Consider the following 16,700-nt stretch of genomic DNA (forward strand, 5'->3'; position numbering starts at 1 on the left):
CGAAGCGCGGCAGGGGCGGCCGCTGCCGGAAACAAGATCGCCGGGCAATACCCGGCGATCTTGTAATACCTGCACCAGCTTTTAGAACTGGCCGCCGAAGGTGAACTGCAGGCGTTCGACTTCGTCGCCGTCTTCCTTCTTCAACGGGAAGGCGTAGCTGATCGAGATCGGGCCCACCGGAGCGCGCCACAGCAGGGCTACACCGGTGGAGACGCGCAGTTCGTTGGCCTTGAAGTTATCGACACCGGTATATACGTTGCCGAAATCAAGGAACGCGGACACGCGCGCCGATGGGCTGTCGAACAGGCGCGGGAAGTAGGCTTCCACCGAACCCACCGTCTTCAGCGAGCCACCGAGCGGCTGGCCGTTACGGTAGCCGTTGGTGATTTCGGAACGCGGGCCGAGTGTGTTGTCTTCGAAGCCGCGCACCGAGTTGGTACCGCCAGCATAGAAGTTCTCATAGAACGGCAAGCCGGAGGCAGTAACAGTACGCCCGTCAGGCAAAACGACCGTGCTGTCGTTGCCATAGCTGTCGCCATAGCCGACCTCTGCGCGGGTGTTGATCACCAGCGAGGGAATGATGGGCCAGTACTTGCTGATCTGGTAGTTCAGCTTGTAGTACTCGACGGTCGAGCCCGGCAGGGTGGCCTCCAGGCCGACGCGCTGGTAGGTACCGCGGGTCGGCATGAAGTAGTCATTACGCGAATCGCGTGCCCAGCCCAGTTCGCTGCGCCATGCGTGGAAGGTCTTGCGGCCTACAGCATTGATGTAGTCGATGATCGACTTCGGCGTCGAGCCCTCGTACGTCGTGATCTGGTTGCTGTCAATACCAAACATCAGCGAAACCGTGTCGGTCTCGGTGATCGGCACGCCGAACACCATCTGCGCGGCACCGTTGGTGCTGTTGTACTGCGCGGTGTTGAAGTCGGAGTAGTCCAGTTCGCGCCAGGACAGGTTGTAGCCCAGCGACACGCCGTCATCGGTGAAGTACGGGTTGGTGTAGCTGAAGCCGTAACGCTGCAGGTAGCTGCTGCGCGATGCTTCCACCGACACGCGGTTGCCGCCGCCGAGGAAGTTGTTCTGTGACAGCTGCACCGAGGTGGTCATGCCGTAGGACTGCGAATAACCCAGGCCGAACACGAAGCTGCCCGAGGTGGTTTCCTTGACGTTGTACACAACGTCGACCTGGTCATTGCTGCCGGTGACCGCCGGGGTTTCCACTTCCACCGCCTCGAAGTAACCCAGGCGCTGCAGGCGGATCTTGGAACGGTCGATGGCGGCCTGCGAGTACCAGCTGTTCTCGAACTGGCGCATTTCACGGCGCAGCACTTCGTCGGACGTGCGGGTATTGCCGCGGAACACGATCTGGCGGACCGAAACGCGCGGGCCGGGAACGACCTGCATGTTGATCGCCACGGTGCGGTCGGCACGGTTGCTGGTCGGGATCGGGTTCACCTTGGCGAACGCATAACCGATATTGGACAGCGAATTGGTGATGCTGTTGCTGCTGAACTCCAGCAGCGCGCGCGAGAACGTATCGCCGGGCTTCTGGATGACCATGCGCTCGACATCTTCCTGCGGCAGCACGGTATCGCCGCTGACCTTGATCTCGGAGATCTTGTACTGCTCGCCTTCGGTGACGCCGGCGCTGATGAACATGTCGCGCTTGTCGGGGCTGATCGAGACCTGGGTGGAGTCGATGCTGAAGTCCACGTAGCCGCGGTCCAGGTACCAGGAATTGAGCTTTTCCAGGTCGCCGGACATCTTTTCCTTGGAGTACTGGTCGTCGCGGCGGTACCACGAGGCCCAGTTGTGTTCCTTCGACTCCCAGGTATCCAGGATGTCTTCGGCTTCGAACTTCTCCGTGCCGATCAGGTTGACGTGGCGGATCTTGGCCGCCTTGCCTTCCTTGATGGTGATCGCGATGTCCACCCGGTTGCGGTCCAGCGGGCTCACCACCGGGGTGATTTCCACGTTGTACTTGCCACGGTCGTTGTACTGGCGGCGAAGCTCCTGGGTCACCCGGTCCAGGCTCAGGCGATCGAAGGTACCGCCCTCGGTCAGGCCGATATCGCTCAGGCCCTTCAGCAGCTGGTCGGACTTGATGTCCTTGTTGCCGGTGACGGTCAGCTTGTTGATGGCCGGACGTTCCTTGACCGTCACCACCAGGATGTCGCCCTGCCGGTCCAGCTGCACGTCTTCGAAGAAGCCGGTCTTGTACAGGGCGCGGATGGTTTCACTGATCTTGGCGTCGGTCAGTGCCTGGCCGCGTTCCACCGGAAGATAGGTGAAAACGGTACCGGAGCTGATGCGCTGCAGGCCGTCAACGCGGATGTCGCTGACCGTGAAGGGGGCGGCAGCCTGGGCCAGTGCGGGGGCGCCGATGCCAACAGCGAGGGCGAGGGCCAGCAGGCGGCGGTTCGGGAGTCGCGTCATGTCACGTCCGGTTGAGGTCGATTGCGTGTTGCGGGATGCGGGATGCCGACGTGTAGACGGCGACAGCAGGAAAAAGTTCATCAAGGAGCCCAGGTTCATCGGGTAACCAGGCCAAGGATGTCGTTGTAGAACGCCAATCCCATCAGCCCTGCCAGCAGCGCCAGGCCAACAAACTGCCCGGCGGCCATGGCGCGCTCACTGAGCGGGCTGCCCTTGACCAACTCAATAAGGTAATACAGCAGGTGCCCGCCGTCCAAGACGGGGATGGGCAACAGGTTGATGATGCACAGGCTGAGCGACAGCAGGGCAAGGAACTGGAGGAACCAATCCAGGCCCCGCTGCGCGGAAACATTGGCTACCCGGGCGATGGTGACCGGCCCGGAAACGTTCTGCAGCGAGGCGCTGCCGGTGACGATCCGGCGCATCATGCCCAGCGAATCGGCGGCCATGCGCCCGGTTTCGCCGACGGCGACGGGCACGGCGGCGAAGGCACCGTACTTCAGCACGGTGTCGTAGGCGGGGGCATGCGACTCGGAAAAACCGATGCCGAGCTGCCAGACGGGCTGCCGGTTGCCATCCAGGCCCTGCCGGGGGGTGACTTCCAGCGCCAGCCGCTCACCGCCGCGCAGCACGTCGATCATGCCGGGCCCGCCGCGCTTGCCCAGCGCCTGCACGGCCGGGTAGACCTGGTCGGCCGCATCGATACGCTCGCCGTCCACCGCCACGATCAGGTCGCCGGGTTGCAGTATGCCGCGTACGGCGGAGTCGTCCACCAGCCGGTCCACCAGCGCCGGCTGCAGCCAGAACTGCCAGTTGACGCCGGCCAGCGGGGCAACCCGGCGTTCATCGAAGCCGGCCGGCAGCTGGGACAGCGGCAGCACGCGCTGGTGCTGGCGTTCCTGGGCGTCGACCACCTGCAGGGTGACGTCGTGGCGGTCCATCGCCGCCGCGGTGAGCGCCATGCTGGCCTCGCCCACGGTGGCCACGCTGCGGCCGTCCACCGCCAGGATGCGCTCGCCGCCCTGCAGGCCGGCGGCCTGGGCCATGCCCGTGGCGCGGCCGACGGTAGCCGAATAATCCTGCTTGCCGATGACGAACATCGCCCACAGCAGCAGCATGCACAGCAGCAGGTTGGCCAGCGGACCGGCGGCGACCACCGCGATGCGCTGCCAGACGGTCTTGTGGTTGAAGGCCTGTCCGCGCTCGTGGGGGTGCACCTCCACCTCGCGCTCATCCAGCATCTTCACGTAGCCGCCGAGCGGGATGGCGGCGATGGCGAACTCGGTGCCATGGCGGTCGCGGCGCGACCACAGTGGCTTGCCGAAGCCCACCGAGAAGCGCAGCACCTTGATCCCGCACCGGCGCGCCACCCAGTAGTGCCCGAACTCGTGGATGGTCACGAGCAGGCCCAGGCTGACGATCATCCACCATACCGATCCGAGGAACTCAGTCATGGCAGCTCACGGTGGTGGTGGCAGGGCAGGGCATTCAGAGGGCTTCGATGGCAGTCCGGGTGAGCAGGCGGGCACGCTGGTCGGCGGCAAGCAGGCCGCCCAGTGTATCGGCAGGCTCGACCGGCAGTGTTGACAGAGCGTTATCCACAAGCGCGGGAATGGTCAGGAAGCCTATCCTTCCCTGAAGAAACGCTGAAACGGCCTCTTCGTTGGCCGCATTGAGCACCGCCGCGGCGGTGCCGCCGGCCTGCATGGCCTGCCAGGCCAGCGCCAGGCAGGGGAAGGCGTCGGTATCGGGAGCTTCGAAATCCAGCCGGCTCTGGCGCAGCAGGTCCAGGCCGGCGACCCCTGCATCGATGCGCTGCGGCCAGCCCAGCCCCACCGCCAGGGTGGTGCGCATGTCCGGCAGGCCCATCTGCGCCAGGGTGGAACCATCGACGAACTCGACCAGTGAATGGACCAGGCTCTGCGGATGCACCAGCACCTCGATCCGCGAAGCCGGCACGTTGAAGAGGTGGTGGGCTTCGATGACTTCCAGCCCCTTGTTCATCAGGGTGGCTGAATCCACCGAGATCTTGGGGCCCATCGACCACTTGGGGTGCGCCACGGCCTGTGCCGGGGTGACCCGTTCCAGTTCGGCGCGGCTGCGGCCACGGAACGGGCCGCCGGAAGCGGTCAGCAGGATGCGGCGTACGCCGGCGCCTTCCAGGGTAGCGTCGCGAGAGCGCAGGCACTGGAAGATGGCGCTGTGTTCGCTGTCGATGGGGATGATTTCCGCCCCCGCCTGCTGCGCGGTGCGCATCAGCAGTTCGCCGGCCAGCACCAGCGATTCCTTGTTGGCCAGCAGGAGGCGCTTGCCTGCCGCCGCGGCGGCGAGCGTGGAAGACAACCCGGCGGCACCGACGATCGCGGCGATCACCGTGTCGCAGTCATCGCCGGCGGCCAGTGTGTCCAGTGCAGCGCTGCCGGCGTGGGCGGTGGTTGCCAGGCCGGCCTCGCGCAGGCCGTCACGCAGGCGCGGGTACAGCGCCTGATCGGCGATCACCGCGTGCAGCGGACGGTGGGCGAGGCACAGCGCGATGAGCGCATCGACCTGGGTCCCGGCAGCCAGCACGGTCGGCTGGAAGCGGTCCGGGTGGCGCGCGATGACATCCAGCGCCGATGCGCCGATCGAGCCGGTGGCGCCGAACACGGCGACACGGCGCAGGGCAGGGGCAGCATGCATGGTCAGAGTCCGAAGATTTCCTTGCCGATGGCAAACACCGGCAATGCGGCCAATACGCCGTCGATACGGTCCAGCACGCCGCCATGGCCGGGAATGATGTGGCCCGAATCCTTGGCGCCGGCATGGCGCTTGAGCAGGCTCTCGAACAGGTCGCCGAGCACCGAGGCGAACACCGCCACCACCGTCACCAGCAGCAGCCAGGGCAACTGTGCAGGGGTGACCAGCTGCCAGGCATCCACGCCGAAACCAAGGCCGAACGCGGTAGCCACCAGCAGGCCGGCGACCAGCCCACCAAACAGGCCTTCCCAGGTCTTGTTGGGGCTGATGCGCGGGGCCAGCTTGTGGCGGCCGAAGGTGCGGCCGGCGAAATAGGCGCCCGAATCGGCGGCCCAGACCACGGCCAGCGCGGTCAGCAGCCACAGGTGGCCCTGGTCGCTGGTGGCGTGCAGCAGCACCAGCGAGGCCCACGCCGGCAGGATCGCCAGGGTGCCGGCAAGCAGCTTGAGCGCGCGCGCCGGGCTGTCCGGCTGTGCACCGAAGTTGAAGAAACGCAGCCACAGCAGGGCCAGCAGCCACCAGCCGACGCCGATCAGCGCAGCCACGCGGAACAGGAACAGCGAAGCGTCGCGGTCCCAGACCACCAGCACCATCAGCACCAGGTTGAGCAGCAGCAGGGTGGTGCGGGCCAGCGTGTCTTCCACGCCCGCCAGCTTCAGCCATTCCCACAGGCCGATCAGGAACACCGCGGCGGCGGCGGCGGCGAGCCATTGGCTGGGCAGCAGCAGGATCGCGGCGATGGCCGCCGGCGCCATGATCAGCGCGGCGAGGACTCGGGTCTTGGTCATGGGCTGGACGTCTCGGTGGCCAGGGCAGCGATCTGGGCACTGGTCAGGCCGAAACGGCGCTCCCGCCCGGCGTAGGTGTCCAGCGCGCGCTGCAGCTGGTCGGTGTCGAAGTCCGGCCACAGTACATCGGTGAACCAGAGTTCGGTGTAGGCCAGCTGCCACAGCAGGAAGTTGCTGATGCGGGTGTCGCCACCGGTGCGGATGAACAGGTCCGGGGCCGGTATGTCGGCCAGCGCCACGTGGCTGCCCAGCAGGTCTTCATCGATCTGTTCGGGCAACAGGCGGCCGGCGGCCACTTCCTGGGCCAGCGTACGCGCGGCACGGGCGATGTCCTGGCGGCCGCCGTAGCTGGCGGCGATGGACAGGGTCATCGCGGTGTTGTCCACGGTGCGCTGTTCGGCCAGTTGCATGCGGCTCACCAGCGAGGCACCGAATCGCTCGCGTTCGCCGATGAAGCGTACGCGCACGCCACGGCGGTGCAGCTCGTCCACTTCGCGATCCAGCGCGTGCAGGAACAGCTTCATCAGCGCCTGCACCTCGTCATCCGGGCGGCCCCAGTTTTCGCTGGAGAACGCGAACAGGGTCAGCGCCGGGATGCCCAGTTCCAGGCAGCGGTCGATGGTGCGGTTGACCGCGCGGGCACCGGCACGGTGGCCGATCATGCGCGGGCGGCGGCGCTGCTGCGCCCAACGCCCGTTGCCATCCATGATGATGGCAACGTGGCGCGGCAGCGCGCTGGGCAGCGGGGGCGGGGCTGAAGGCATCGACTTCAGACCGCCATCAGTTCCTTTTCTTTTTCCGCCACGACCTTGTCCACGTCCTTGATGCTGTTGTCGGTCAGCTTCTGGATATCCTCCTCGGCGCGCTTCTTGTCGTCCTCGGTGATTTCCTTGTCCTTGAGCAGCTTGGCCACTTCCTGGTTGGCATCACGGCGGATGTTGCGGATGGCGACCTTGGTTTCCTCGCCTTCCTTGCCCACGGTCTTGGCCAGTTCCTTGCGGCGCTCTTCGGTGAGCGGCGGCAGGTTCAGCCGGATGACCGTGCCGACCACGGTCGGGGTCAGGCCCAGGTCGGAGGCGTAGATCGACTTCTCGACCGCTGCGACCAGCGACTTGTCGAATACCGAAATCACCAGCGAACGACCTTCGGAAACGCTGATGGTGGCCACGTTGGCCAGCGGCGACTGCGAGCCATAGGCCAGCACGGAAATGCCGTCCAGCAGCGCCGGCGAGGCGCGGCCGGTGCGGATGGTGGTCAGGGTGTGGCGCAGAGCGTCGATGCTCTTGGCCATGCGCGTCTGCGCGTTCTGCTTGATGTCGTTGAGCATCGCCCGGTCCTGGGTATTACTGGAATCGGGCGATTATAGGCGAATAGGCGCCCAGCCGGGACCGCAGGGCCCCGGTCATGCATCCGGCGCTCAGGCGGCGGGATTGCGGCCGCTGACCAGGGTGCCGATGTTCTCGCCGTGCAGGATCTTCAGCAGTTCACCCGGCTGGCCCATGTCGAACACGCGCATCGGCAGGTCGCTGTCGCGCGCCAGGGCGAAGGCCGCGGTATCCATCACTTCCAGGCCGCGGATGATCACTTCGTCGTAGGTCAGGCTGTCGAAGCGCACCGCATCGCTGTACTTGTTCGGATCCTTGTCGTAGACGCCATCGACCTTGGTGGCCTTCAGCAGCAGGTCCGCGCCGATCTCGATGGCGCGCAGAGCGGCGCCCGAATCGGTGGTGAAGAACGGACTGCCGACGCCGGCGGCGAAGATCACCAGGCGGCCCTTTTCCAGGTGGCGGATGGCGCGGCGGCGGATGTAGTCCTCGCACACGTCGTTTATCTTGATGGCGCTCATCACGCGGGCCTTGGCACCGACTTTTTCCAGTGCGTCCTGCATGGCCAGCGCATTGATCACCGTGGCCAGCATGCCCATCTGGTCGCCGGTGACGCGGTCCATGCCGCCTGCAGCCAGCCCGGCGCCGCGGAAGATGTTGCCGCCACCGATCACCAGTGCCACTTCCGCGCCAGCCTGCTGGGCTTCGACCACTTCACGGGCCAGGCGGTTGATGATCTTGGGATCGATGCCGTAGTCCTCGTCCCCCATCAGCGCCTCCCCGGAAAGTTTCAACAGGATGCGGCGATAGGCGAGCTTGGACATGGGGGACCTCAGGGTGCGTGAATTCCCGGCAGATTCTACTGGCAAGCGCGGCGCTGCTGTAGTTATTTCGCGCGCGGACCCTGGTTCAGGCGGCGGACGGGGCTTCTGCCGATGGGGCCAGGGCCGCTCCATCGCCCGGGGAACGCGCGATCACCCGGTTGCGGCCAAGGTTCTTGGAGCGGTAGAGCACATCATCGGCGGCACGCAGCAGGTCCTGCACGTCGGCGAAGCGTTCATAGCCTCCCTGGGTCGCCACGCCGGCGGAGAAGGTGATGAACAGCGGCCCGCCCTCCAGCATTGCCATCGGGGTGGACACGATGCGCGCCAGCACGCGGCGGATCACATCCAGGGCGACCGATTCGGTGGTGTTGGGCAGCAGCGCGACGAACTCTTCGCCACCAAAGCGCGCCACCGTGTCGCTGGTGCGCAGCTGTCCCTGCAGCGTGCCGGCGAACTCGCGCAGCACTTCATCGCCGGTCAGGTGGCCGTGCGCATCGTTGATCTTCTTGAAGTCATCCAGGTCGATGAAGGCTACCGAAAGCGGCCAGCCGTGCCGCGTAGCGCGCAGGAATTCCTGTTCCAGCACGGTTTCCAGCTGGCGGCGGTTGAGCACGCCGGTCAGGGCGTCGCGGTGGGCCTGTTCGGTGAGCCGGTTGGCCCGCGCTTCGAACTCGTCGGCGCGGCGGCGGGCCTGCTCGGCGTCCTGCATCTGGCGCAGGTTGCGCAGGGTCGCCAGTTCCTGTGCGTGGTCGATCAGCAGCTGCACGCGCGCCGGGGTGGTCGGCGAGGTGTCGAACAGGCTGGCGATGGTCGGCAGGGCCTGGCTGATCTGCGCCAGCACCTGGTCGAACTGCGCGCTGTCCAGCTGCAGGCGGGCATGCGCCTGCTCAAGCGCGCGCTCGCGTGCGGCGTCGGGGTCGCTGTCCAGCCAGATGTCGGCCACCGTGCCGGACAGCTGGACACAGGCCTGGAAGGTGTCCTGGGACGGGGTGCCGTCTTCACTGCGCGCGATCGCTTCGCTGAGGTAGCGGGGCAGGTCCCACTGCGCGGCCATGTAGGCCCCGACCTCGGCGTGGGTGCACTGCAGCTGCGCGCGTTCGGCGTCCAGCAGGGCCGCGTTGCTGTCGGCGTCGCGCAGCAGCGGCAGGTAGGTATCGGGGTGTGACTGGGCCAGCGCAAGCACGCCGATGTCCTGTAGCAGGCCGGCCAGCATCAGTTCTTCCAGCCGGCGCAGGCCGCGCGCCTGGCCCAGCTGGCTGGCGGCCAGCGCACTGAGGATGCTGCGGCGCCAGGCGCGTTCGCGCAGGTCCTGTTCGGGGCTGCCCGCCGTACCTGCCACGCCTTGGGTAATGGTGAAGCCCAGGGCCAGGCTGAGGGTGGCATTGAGCCCGAGCATGGTCAGCGCCTGGCCCAGGTTGTCGATCCGGCGGCGGCTGGCATACAGCGGGGAATTGGCGATGCGCAGCATGCGCGCGCTGAGCGCCATGTCGATGGCGATGATATCGGCGGCGGTGCTGAGGTCGGCTTCGGGATCCTGGGCCAGTTCGATGATGCGCAGCGCGATGCCGGGAGGCGACGGGAGATTGCGGCAGAGCGCCAGGACGGCTGTCAGCTCGGGAGGCATATCGAGTCGATCGTTCAAGGGTGCGGGATGAGGGTTCCGTCACAGATCTGCATAGTGGCCCTTGCACTAAACGAACTCCCCCGGAAGAAGTATCGGTCCGAACGCCACATAACGCAAAGGCAGTGCGGCGCTGGCCCGGGGGCCTTGCGCCGCACGCACAAAAAAGCCGCGCAAAGCGCGGCTTCTTCGTGAATCAGGTCAACCCGGCAATCACGCCAGGCCGGCCTGCTTCATCACTTCGGCGGCGTAGTCTTCCACCACCTTCTCGATGCCTTCGCCCACGGCCAGGCGCTTGAAGCCCACCACGTCGGCGCCGGCAGCCTTCAGCACCTGCTCGACGGTCTGGTCGGTGTTCAGCACGTACGGCTGGCCGTACAGGGTGACTTCGTTGACGATCTTGGCGATCTTGCCGCTGATGATCTTTTCCAGGATGTCGGCCGGCTTGGCCTTGTCCTTGTCGGTCATCTTGGCCAGCTCGATTTCCTTCTCCTTGGCAACGAAGTCGGCCGGAACGTCGGACGCCTTGTTGTGCGGTGGATTCATCGCCGCCACGTGCATGGCCAGGCCACGGGCCAGCTCGGCATCGCCACCGGCCAGTTCCACCAGCACGCCGATGCGACCGCCGTGGACGTAGGCCGCCACGTTGTTGCTGCTTTCCAGGCGCACGATGCGACGCACGTCGACCTTCTCGCCGACCTTGGCGATGACCGCAGCGCGGGTCTCGTCGACGGTGTCGCCCGAAGCCAGCTTGGCGGCCTTCAGCGAATCGATGTCGGCAGCGCCGGAGGACAGCGCAACGTCGACGACCGACTTGGCGAAGTTGGTGAAGTTCTCATCCTTGGCGACGAAGTCGGTTTCGGAGTTGATCTCGACCAGCACGGCCTTGCCGGCTTCCTGGGCGGCCACGATGACGCCTTCGGCGGCAACGCGGTCGGACTTCTTGTCAGCCTTGGCCAGGCCGGACTTGCGCAGCGCTTCGATGGACGCCTCGATGTCGCCGTTGTTCTCAACGAGCGCCTTCTTGCATTCCATCATGCCGGCGCCGGTGCGCTCGCGCAGTTCCTTGACCAGGGAAGCAGTGATTTCCATGGGATTACCTCACAAAAGAAAGGGGTTGGGCCGGCATGCTGGCCGGCCCGTATGACAGGGTGCTGTCAGCCGCCGAAGCGGCCGGCAGGGCGGGTGGACGCAGCGCATCCACCCGGGGCCTGGATCAGGCCTGTGCGTCGTCGGACTTCTTCGGCGCAGCCTTCTTGGCCGGAGCGCGACGGGCCGGCTTGGCCTCTTCGCCTTCAGCGGCTTCGGCGAACTCTTCTTCGCGCACGGTGGCGGCATGCGGAGCAGCGGCCTTGCCTTCCAGCACGGAGTCAGCGGCAGCGCGGGCGTACAGCTGCACGGCACGGATGGCGTCGTCGTTACCCGGGATGGCGTAGTCCACCAGTTCCGGGTTGTAGTTGGTGTCGACCACGGCGATCACCGGGATGCCGAGCTTCTTGGCTTCCTTGATGGCGATGTCTTCGTGGCCGATATCGATCACGAAGATCGCGTCCGGCAGGCGGTTCATGTCCTTGATTCCGCCCAGCGAAGCTTCCAGCTTGTCGCGCTCGCGACGCAGGCCCAGCACTTCGTGCTTGACCAGCTTCTCGAAGCTGCCGTCGTTCTCGCCGGCTTCCAGTTCCTTCAGGCGGGCAACCGACTGCTTGACGGTACGGAAGTTGGTCAGGGTGCCGCCCAGCCAACGCTGGTTCATGAACGGCATGCCGCAACGCTCGGCTTCTTCGCGGATCGACTCACGCGCGCTGCGCTTGGTGCCCAGGAACAGGATGGTGCCGCGCTTCTGGGCCACCGAGGAGATGAAGTTCATCGCATCGTTGAACAGCGGGACGGTCTTTTCCAGGTTGATGATGTGGATCTTGCCGCGGGCACCGAAGATGTACGGAGCCATCTTCGGGTTCCAGTAACGGGTCTGGTGACCGAAGTGGACGCCGGCTTCGAGCATCTGGCGCATGGTGATCTGGGGCATTGCAAAACTCCTGGCAGGGAACCGGCGTGCTCCGTTGTCCCTTGCGGGACGCCCGCGGAAAGTGTGCGGGACTGCGCGGGCGCGCATTGATGGTTCCGGGGTTGGGCTTCCCCATCGTCTCCGTGGCCGAACCCCTTGCGGGGCACCCCGGCACGGATCGGGACGATGGGTGTGGATTCACCGGTGACGTCCGGTGTGGACGATGTCCCGCGCAGGGATGCGGCAGGCAATCCGCCGATTATAGGCCAGCAGGGCGCGCGCTGCAATCCGCTCCAGGTGAGTGACGGCAGCGGCGGCGCGACAGGCTGGAGCTGCCGCCCGCAAGGGCTCTGGGCCCCGGGCGAGAGTCCCTGCCGGCCCGTATTCAGCTTCCTTTATGGTCCCGTGCCCTCGGTCAGCCCCGCACGTCGCTGTGTCACGAACCCGTTCAGCATCGGGCCCGGATCGGCGATAATGGCAGGCATGAGCGTAAATCTGAAAACCCCCCAGGAAATCGAGTTGATGCGCGAGGCCGGGCGACTGGCCAGCGAAGTGCTGGACATCGTCACGCCCTTCGTCAAGCCCGGTGTCACCACCGAAGAGCTGGACCGCATCTGCCATGACCACATCGTCAACGTGCAGAAGACGATCCCTGCCAACGTCGGCTACCGCGGCTTCCCCAAGAGCGTATGCACGTCGGTCAACAACGTGATCTGCCATGGAATCCCCAGCGAGGCCAAGGTGCTCAAGGACGGCGACATCGTCAACATCGACGTCACCGTGATCAAGGACGGCTGGCACGGCGACACCAGCCGCATGTACTACGTGGGCTCGCCATCGGTAATGGCCAAGCGCCTGGTCGATGCGACCTATGAAGCGATGTGGCGCGGCATCCGTGCGGTCAAGCCGGGCGCCACCCTGGGCGATATCGGCCATGCCATCCAGAGCTACGCCGAAAGCGAGCGCTTCAGCGTGGTGCGCGAGTACTGCGGCCATGGCATCGGCAAGGTCTACCACGATGAACCGCAGGTGGTGCATTACGGCCGCCCGGGGCAGGGCCTGGTGCTGCAGCCGGGCATGACCTTCACCATCGAACCGATGATCAACGAGGGCACCCGCTACAACAAGGTGCTGCCGGACGGCTGGACCGTGGTCACCAAGGATCGCAAGTTGTCGGCGCAGTGGGAGCACATGATCGCGGTCACCGAGACCGGCGTGGACGTGCTGACCCTTGCGCCGGGCGAATCGCAGGTCGCTTGACGATGCTGCCGGCGGGTTCGTTGCTGGACACGCCGGCCTCGTCGGTGCCCGATGCCGAATGGGCTGCCGCGGCGCGCCAGGCGCTGCAGCAGGCCGATGCGCGCCTGCACCGCCGCTTCGACCAGGGCGACCGGATCGAGCGCCTGCTGGCACTGCGTGCGCGTGCCGCCGATCATCTGATCCGGCTCGCCTGGCAGCGCTGCATGCCGGCCGCGCAAGGCCTTTCGCTGTTTGCCGTGGGCGGCTACGGTCGCGGCGAACTGTTCCCCCACTCGGACATCGACGTGCTGGTGCTGGGCGAAACCTCGGCCCAGCACGCCGCCGAAGCGGGGCTGTCGCGCCTGTTCGCGCTGCTGTGGGATTGCGGCCTGCCGGTCAGCCATGCGGTGCGCTCGCTGCAGCAATGCCGTGACGCCGCTGCTGACCAGACCGTACTCACCGCGCTGATCGAAGCACGTCCGCTGGTCACCGCAGACGGCGCGCGGGGTGCCCTGCGCCAGGCCACCAATGATGGGTCGCTGTGGCCGCCGCGTGCCTTCTTCCTGGCCAAGCTGGAGGAACTGCACACGCGGCATGCCCGCTTCGGCGATACCGCTGACAACCTGGAGCCGGATATCAAGGACGGTCCGGGCGGGCTGCGCGATCTCAATACGCTGGGCTGGATGGCGCTGCGTGCCTTCGGCGTGCGCGAACTGGAAGCGCTGGTCGGTCTGGGCCACCTGGGCGCCGATGAAGCGGTGGCACTGCAGCGCGAGCGCGCGGTGCTGGCTGGGCTGCGCTATGGACTGCACCTGGTCGCCGGACGTCCTGAAGAACGATTGCGCTTTGATTACCAGAAGACCCTGGCCGCACGGCTGGGGTTTGAAGACGACGCGGAAAGCCTGGGCGTCGAAAAAATGATGCAGGGCTTCTACCGCGCCGCATCGGTGGTGCGTCGGATCAGCGACCGGCTGCTGCAGCGCTTTGAAGAACAGTTCGACGGCGAGGCGGTGCCGGAGCCGTTGACGGTCGGCTTCTCGCTGCGCCGGGGGTATCTGGCAGCCAATGATGCGGACTGGCCGCGCGGGGAGATTGGCGAGGTCTTCGCCCTGTTTTCCAGCTGGGCCAACAATCCGCAGGTCCGCGGGCTGCATTCGCTCACCGCGCGCGCGCTGGCCGAAGCATTGCCGCAGCTGCCCGGATACCAACAGGCCTGCCCACACACCCGTCAGCAGTTCCTGTCGCTGCTGCGCCAGCCGCGTCCGGTCGACACGCTGTCGCGCATGGCGCGGCTGGGCGTGCTCGGCCAGTGGGTCCCGGCCTTCGCCCAGGTCAGCGGGCGCATGCAGTTCGATCTGTTCCATGTCTATACCGTGGACCAGCACACCCTGATGGTGCTGCGGAACATGGGCGAGTTTTCCAGCAGCCGGGCCGCCGAACGCTTCTCCATCGCCCACGAGGTGTGGCCGCGCCTGCGCAAGCCCGAACTGCTGCTGCTTGCCGGGCTGTTCCATGACATCGCCAAGGGCCGCGGTGGCGATCATTCCGAGCTCGGCGCAGTCGACGCGCGCGCCTTCTGCCAGACCCTGGAGATGAGTACCGCCGACACCGACCTGGTGGCCTGGCTGGTGGAACAGCACCTGCGCATGTCGGTGACCGCGCAGAAGCAGGACATCTCCGATCCGGCGGTGATCCATCGCTTCGCCACGCTGGTTGCCAGCCGCGAGCGGCTGGATTACCTGTACCTGCTGACCTGCGCCGACATCGCCGGCACCAGTCCGAAGTTGTGGAATGCGTGGAAAGACCGTCTGCTGGCCGACCTGTATTTCGCTACGCGTCGCGCACTGCGTGAGGGCCTGGAGCCGCCGCTGCCGGCCGCTGAGCGGGTGATCGAGGCGCGCGAATACGTGCGCCAGCTGGTGCGCGAGCAGGGCTATGACGATGCCACGATCAACCGGCAGTTCGCGGTGATGCCCGATGAAGGCTTCATCCGCCTGCGCCCGGAGCAGCTGGCGTGGCAGGCGGGTGCACTGGTGCCGGTCCGCCAGGGCCATACGCTGGTGAAGGTACGCCCGATCAGCCCGGATGACCCGGCGCTGGAAGTGTTCGTGCATTCGCCCGACCGCGATGGCCTGTTCGCCGCGATCGTGATGACGCTGGACCGCAAGGGCTACGGCATCCACCGGGCACGCGTGCTGGATGGACCCTCCGACACCATCTTCGATACCTTCGAAGTGAACCCGGCCGACAGCTTCGCCGATGGCGACCCGCTGCGGCTTGAGGCCGCCCTGCGCGAAGCGCTGTCCGGCGACCTGTCGCGGCTGCGTCCGTCGCGACGCGCGATCCCGCGCCAGCTGCGGCACTTCCGCTTCGCCCCGCGCATCGAGTTCCGCGATGAAGCGGGCGATGCCGCCGGCACCCGCTTCAGCCTGGTCGCACCCGACCGCCCCGGCCTGCTGGCCGACGTGGCGCACGTGCTGCGCAACCAGCGGCTGCGCGTGCACGATGCACGCATCGCCACGTTCGGCGAGCGCGCCGAAGATACTTTCGTGATCACTGACGAACACGACCTCCCCCTGGATGAAACCGCCAGGCAACAGCTGCAGGACGCCATGCTGTGCTGTCTGGACCCAGACCGAAACGCCGGAGATACCCGCTGATGGCCACCAAGCCGACCAAGAGAACCGCCGTTGCCAAGACCGTGGCAACCAAGAAGAGCACCGCTGGCAAGGCCGTGGCGGTCAAGCCGGCCGTGAAAAAGGCCGCTGCCAAGCCGGCCGCTTCCAGGAAGCCGGCCGCCAGCAAGGCCGTCGCGAAGAAGGTGCCGGCGGAGAAGGCCCGCGCGGAAAACATCGCCCGCAAGTCGCTGCGCAAGCCGCCGGCGGTGGGCGTGGAAGAATTGAAGTTCGGCATCGAGAGCGCCTTCGAGCGCCGTGCCACCTTGACCCTGCATGAGCTGGAGGGCTCCACCAAGCCGCTGGTCGGCCGGGTCATCGATGGTCTGGAAAGCGGCGAGTTCCGCGTCGCCGAGCCGGACGGGCACGGCGGCTGGAAGGTCAACGAATGGTTGAAGAAGGCGGTGCTGCTGTACTTCCGCGTCAACGACATGGCGGTGGTCGATGCGCGCCCGGCACCGTTCTGGGACAAGGTCGAATCGCGCTTCGCCGGCCATGACGAAGCGAAATTCCGCCGCGCTGGCGTACGCGTGGTGCCCGGTGCGATCGCGCGCCGCGGCACGTACTTCGGCAAGGACGTGGTGTTGATGCCGAGCTTCACCAACATCGGTGCCTACGTCGGCGAAGGCACCATGGTCGATACCTGGGCGACCGTCGGTTCCTGCGCGCAGATCGGCCAGCACTGCCACCTGTCCGGTGGTGCCGGCATCGGTGGCGTGCTGGAACCGCTGCAGGCCAGCCCGACCATCATCGAGGACCATTGCTTCATCGGTGCACGTTCGGAAGTGGTGGAGGGCGTTGTCGTCGGCCATCACAGCGTGATCGGCATGGGCGTATTCCTCAGCCAGAGCACCCGCATCTACAACCGCGCCACCGGCGAAATCAGCTACGGCTACATCCCGCCGTACAGCGTGGTGGTGTCCGGCTCGCTGCCTTCGGCAGACGGCACCCATTCGCTGTACTGCGCGGTGATCGTCAAGCAGGTGGACGCGCGTACCCGCAGCAAGACCAGCGTCAACGACCTGCTGCGCGGCCTGGCTGACTGACCGCC

Annotated in this window: 13 protein-coding genes; 3 read left to right on the top strand and 10 right to left on the bottom strand. The window is 66.3% G+C overall.

Going from position 1 to position 16,700, the window contains the following annotated elements; all coding sequences use genetic code 11:
* Positions 1–81: 81 nt before the first annotated feature.
* The 10 genes from bamA to rpsB all read right to left on the bottom strand — a co-directional run bounded on the left by bamA (position 82) and on the right by rpsB (position 11,756).
* Positions 82–2,436 carry an outer membrane protein assembly factor BamA gene (bamA, locus tag CXG43_RS10715; protein WP_198551411.1) on the bottom strand — a complete coding sequence of 785 codons (2,355 nt, stop codon included), beginning with the start codon at positions 2,434–2,436 and terminating at the stop codon, positions 82–84.
* 95 nt (positions 2,437–2,531) lie between these two features.
* Entirely contained in the window at positions 2,532–3,890 is a 1,359-nt protein-coding gene (gene rseP / locus CXG43_RS10720) for an RIP metalloprotease RseP (RefSeq protein WP_101099951.1), read from the bottom strand.
* Between the two features lie 34 nt (positions 3,891–3,924).
* A complete protein-coding gene (gene dxr / locus CXG43_RS10725; protein ID WP_101099952.1) occupies positions 3,925–5,115 on the bottom strand; it encodes a 1-deoxy-D-xylulose-5-phosphate reductoisomerase in 1,191 nt (396 codons plus the stop codon).
* Between the two features lie 2 nt (positions 5,116–5,117).
* The gene (locus CXG43_RS10730; protein WP_101099953.1) at positions 5,118–5,960 is read right to left on the bottom strand and encodes a phosphatidate cytidylyltransferase; all 843 of its coding nucleotides are present in this window, start codon (positions 5,958–5,960) and stop codon (positions 5,118–5,120) included.
* On the bottom strand, positions 5,957–6,724 hold the full coding sequence (gene uppS / locus CXG43_RS10735; protein WP_101099954.1) for a polyprenyl diphosphate synthase: 768 nt from the start codon (positions 6,722–6,724) through the stop codon (positions 5,957–5,959). The genes CXG43_RS10730 and uppS overlap by 4 nt, the downstream gene beginning before the upstream one ends.
* A 5-nt stretch (positions 6,725–6,729) precedes the next feature.
* Positions 6,730–7,287, bottom strand: a complete 558-nt coding sequence (gene frr / locus CXG43_RS10740) for a ribosome recycling factor (RefSeq protein WP_101099955.1) — start codon at positions 7,285–7,287, stop codon at positions 6,730–6,732.
* Positions 7,288–7,377: 90 nt separating this feature from the next.
* Complete coding sequence (pyrH, locus tag CXG43_RS10745; RefSeq protein ID WP_042613838.1) at positions 7,378–8,109, bottom strand: UMP kinase; 732 nt, start codon at positions 8,107–8,109, stop codon at positions 7,378–7,380.
* An 85-nt stretch (positions 8,110–8,194) separates the two neighbouring features.
* Complete coding sequence (locus tag CXG43_RS10750; RefSeq protein ID WP_101099956.1) at positions 8,195–9,733, bottom strand: GGDEF domain-containing protein; 1,539 nt, start codon at positions 9,731–9,733, stop codon at positions 8,195–8,197.
* A 210-nt stretch (positions 9,734–9,943) separates the two neighbouring features.
* On the bottom strand, positions 9,944–10,822 hold the full coding sequence (gene tsf, locus CXG43_RS10755) for a translation elongation factor Ts (RefSeq protein WP_042613840.1): 879 nt from the start codon (positions 10,820–10,822) through the stop codon (positions 9,944–9,946).
* Between the two features lie 124 nt (positions 10,823–10,946).
* The gene (gene rpsB, locus CXG43_RS10760) at positions 10,947–11,756 is read right to left on the bottom strand and encodes a 30S ribosomal protein S2 (RefSeq protein ID WP_042613841.1); all 810 of its coding nucleotides are present in this window, start codon (positions 11,754–11,756) and stop codon (positions 10,947–10,949) included.
* Between the two features lie 462 nt (positions 11,757–12,218).
* Here rpsB and map point away from each other — a divergent pair, with 462 nt between their 5' ends.
* The 3 genes from map to dapD are packed head-to-tail and all read left to right on the top strand — an operon-like array spanning position 12,219 to position 16,695.
* Positions 12,219–12,995 carry a type I methionyl aminopeptidase gene (gene map, locus CXG43_RS10765; protein ID WP_198551409.1) on the top strand — a complete coding sequence of 259 codons (777 nt, stop codon included), beginning with the start codon at positions 12,219–12,221 and terminating at the stop codon, positions 12,993–12,995.
* A gap of 2 nt (positions 12,996–12,997) precedes the next feature.
* The gene (locus tag CXG43_RS10770; protein ID WP_101099958.1) at positions 12,998–15,634 is read left to right on the top strand and encodes a [protein-PII] uridylyltransferase; all 2,637 of its coding nucleotides are present in this window, start codon (positions 12,998–13,000) and stop codon (positions 15,632–15,634) included.
* Positions 15,634–16,695, top strand: a complete 1,062-nt coding sequence (gene dapD / locus CXG43_RS10775) for a 2,3,4,5-tetrahydropyridine-2,6-dicarboxylate N-succinyltransferase (protein ID WP_101099959.1) — start codon at positions 15,634–15,636, stop codon at positions 16,693–16,695. The genes CXG43_RS10770 and dapD overlap by 1 nt, the downstream gene beginning before the upstream one ends.
* Positions 16,696–16,700 lie beyond the last annotated feature (5 nt).

It is taken from the genome of Stenotrophomonas sp. Bg11-02 (assembly GCF_002836635.1).
Taxonomy (GTDB): domain Bacteria; phylum Pseudomonadota; class Gammaproteobacteria; order Xanthomonadales; family Xanthomonadaceae; genus Stenotrophomonas; species Stenotrophomonas lacuserhaii.

Bases quoted from the DNA above. Each gene is read 5' to 3' on its own strand.
- bamA (WP_198551411.1), bottom strand. From the start codon at position 2,436: ATGACGCGACTCCCGAACCGCCGCCTGCTGGCCCTCGCCCTCGCTGTT.
- rseP (WP_101099951.1), bottom strand. From the start codon at position 3,890: ATGACTGAGTTCCTCGGATCGGTATGGTGGATGATCGTCAGCCTGGGC.
- dxr (WP_101099952.1), bottom strand. From the start codon at position 5,115: ATGCATGCTGCCCCTGCCCTGCGCCGTGTCGCCGTGTTCGGCGCCACC.
- CXG43_RS10730 (WP_101099953.1), bottom strand. From the start codon at position 5,960: ATGACCAAGACCCGAGTCCTCGCCGCGCTGATCATGGCGCCGGCGGCC.
- uppS (WP_101099954.1), bottom strand. From the start codon at position 6,724: ATGCCTTCAGCCCCGCCCCCGCTGCCCAGCGCGCTGCCGCGCCACGTT.
- frr (WP_101099955.1), bottom strand. From the start codon at position 7,287: ATGCTCAACGACATCAAGCAGAACGCGCAGACGCGCATGGCCAAGAGC.
- pyrH (WP_042613838.1), bottom strand. From the start codon at position 8,109: ATGTCCAAGCTCGCCTATCGCCGCATCCTGTTGAAACTTTCCGGGGAG.
- CXG43_RS10750 (WP_101099956.1), bottom strand. From the start codon at position 9,733: ATGCCTCCCGAGCTGACAGCCGTCCTGGCGCTCTGCCGCAATCTCCCG.
- tsf (WP_042613840.1), bottom strand. From the start codon at position 10,822: ATGGAAATCACTGCTTCCCTGGTCAAGGAACTGCGCGAGCGCACCGGC.
- rpsB (WP_042613841.1), bottom strand. From the start codon at position 11,756: ATGCCCCAGATCACCATGCGCCAGATGCTCGAAGCCGGCGTCCACTTC.
- map (WP_198551409.1), top strand. From the start codon at position 12,219: ATGAGCGTAAATCTGAAAACCCCCCAGGAAATCGAGTTGATGCGCGAG.
- CXG43_RS10770 (WP_101099958.1), top strand. From the start codon at position 12,998: ATGCTGCCGGCGGGTTCGTTGCTGGACACGCCGGCCTCGTCGGTGCCC.
- dapD (WP_101099959.1), top strand. From the start codon at position 15,634: ATGGCCACCAAGCCGACCAAGAGAACCGCCGTTGCCAAGACCGTGGCA.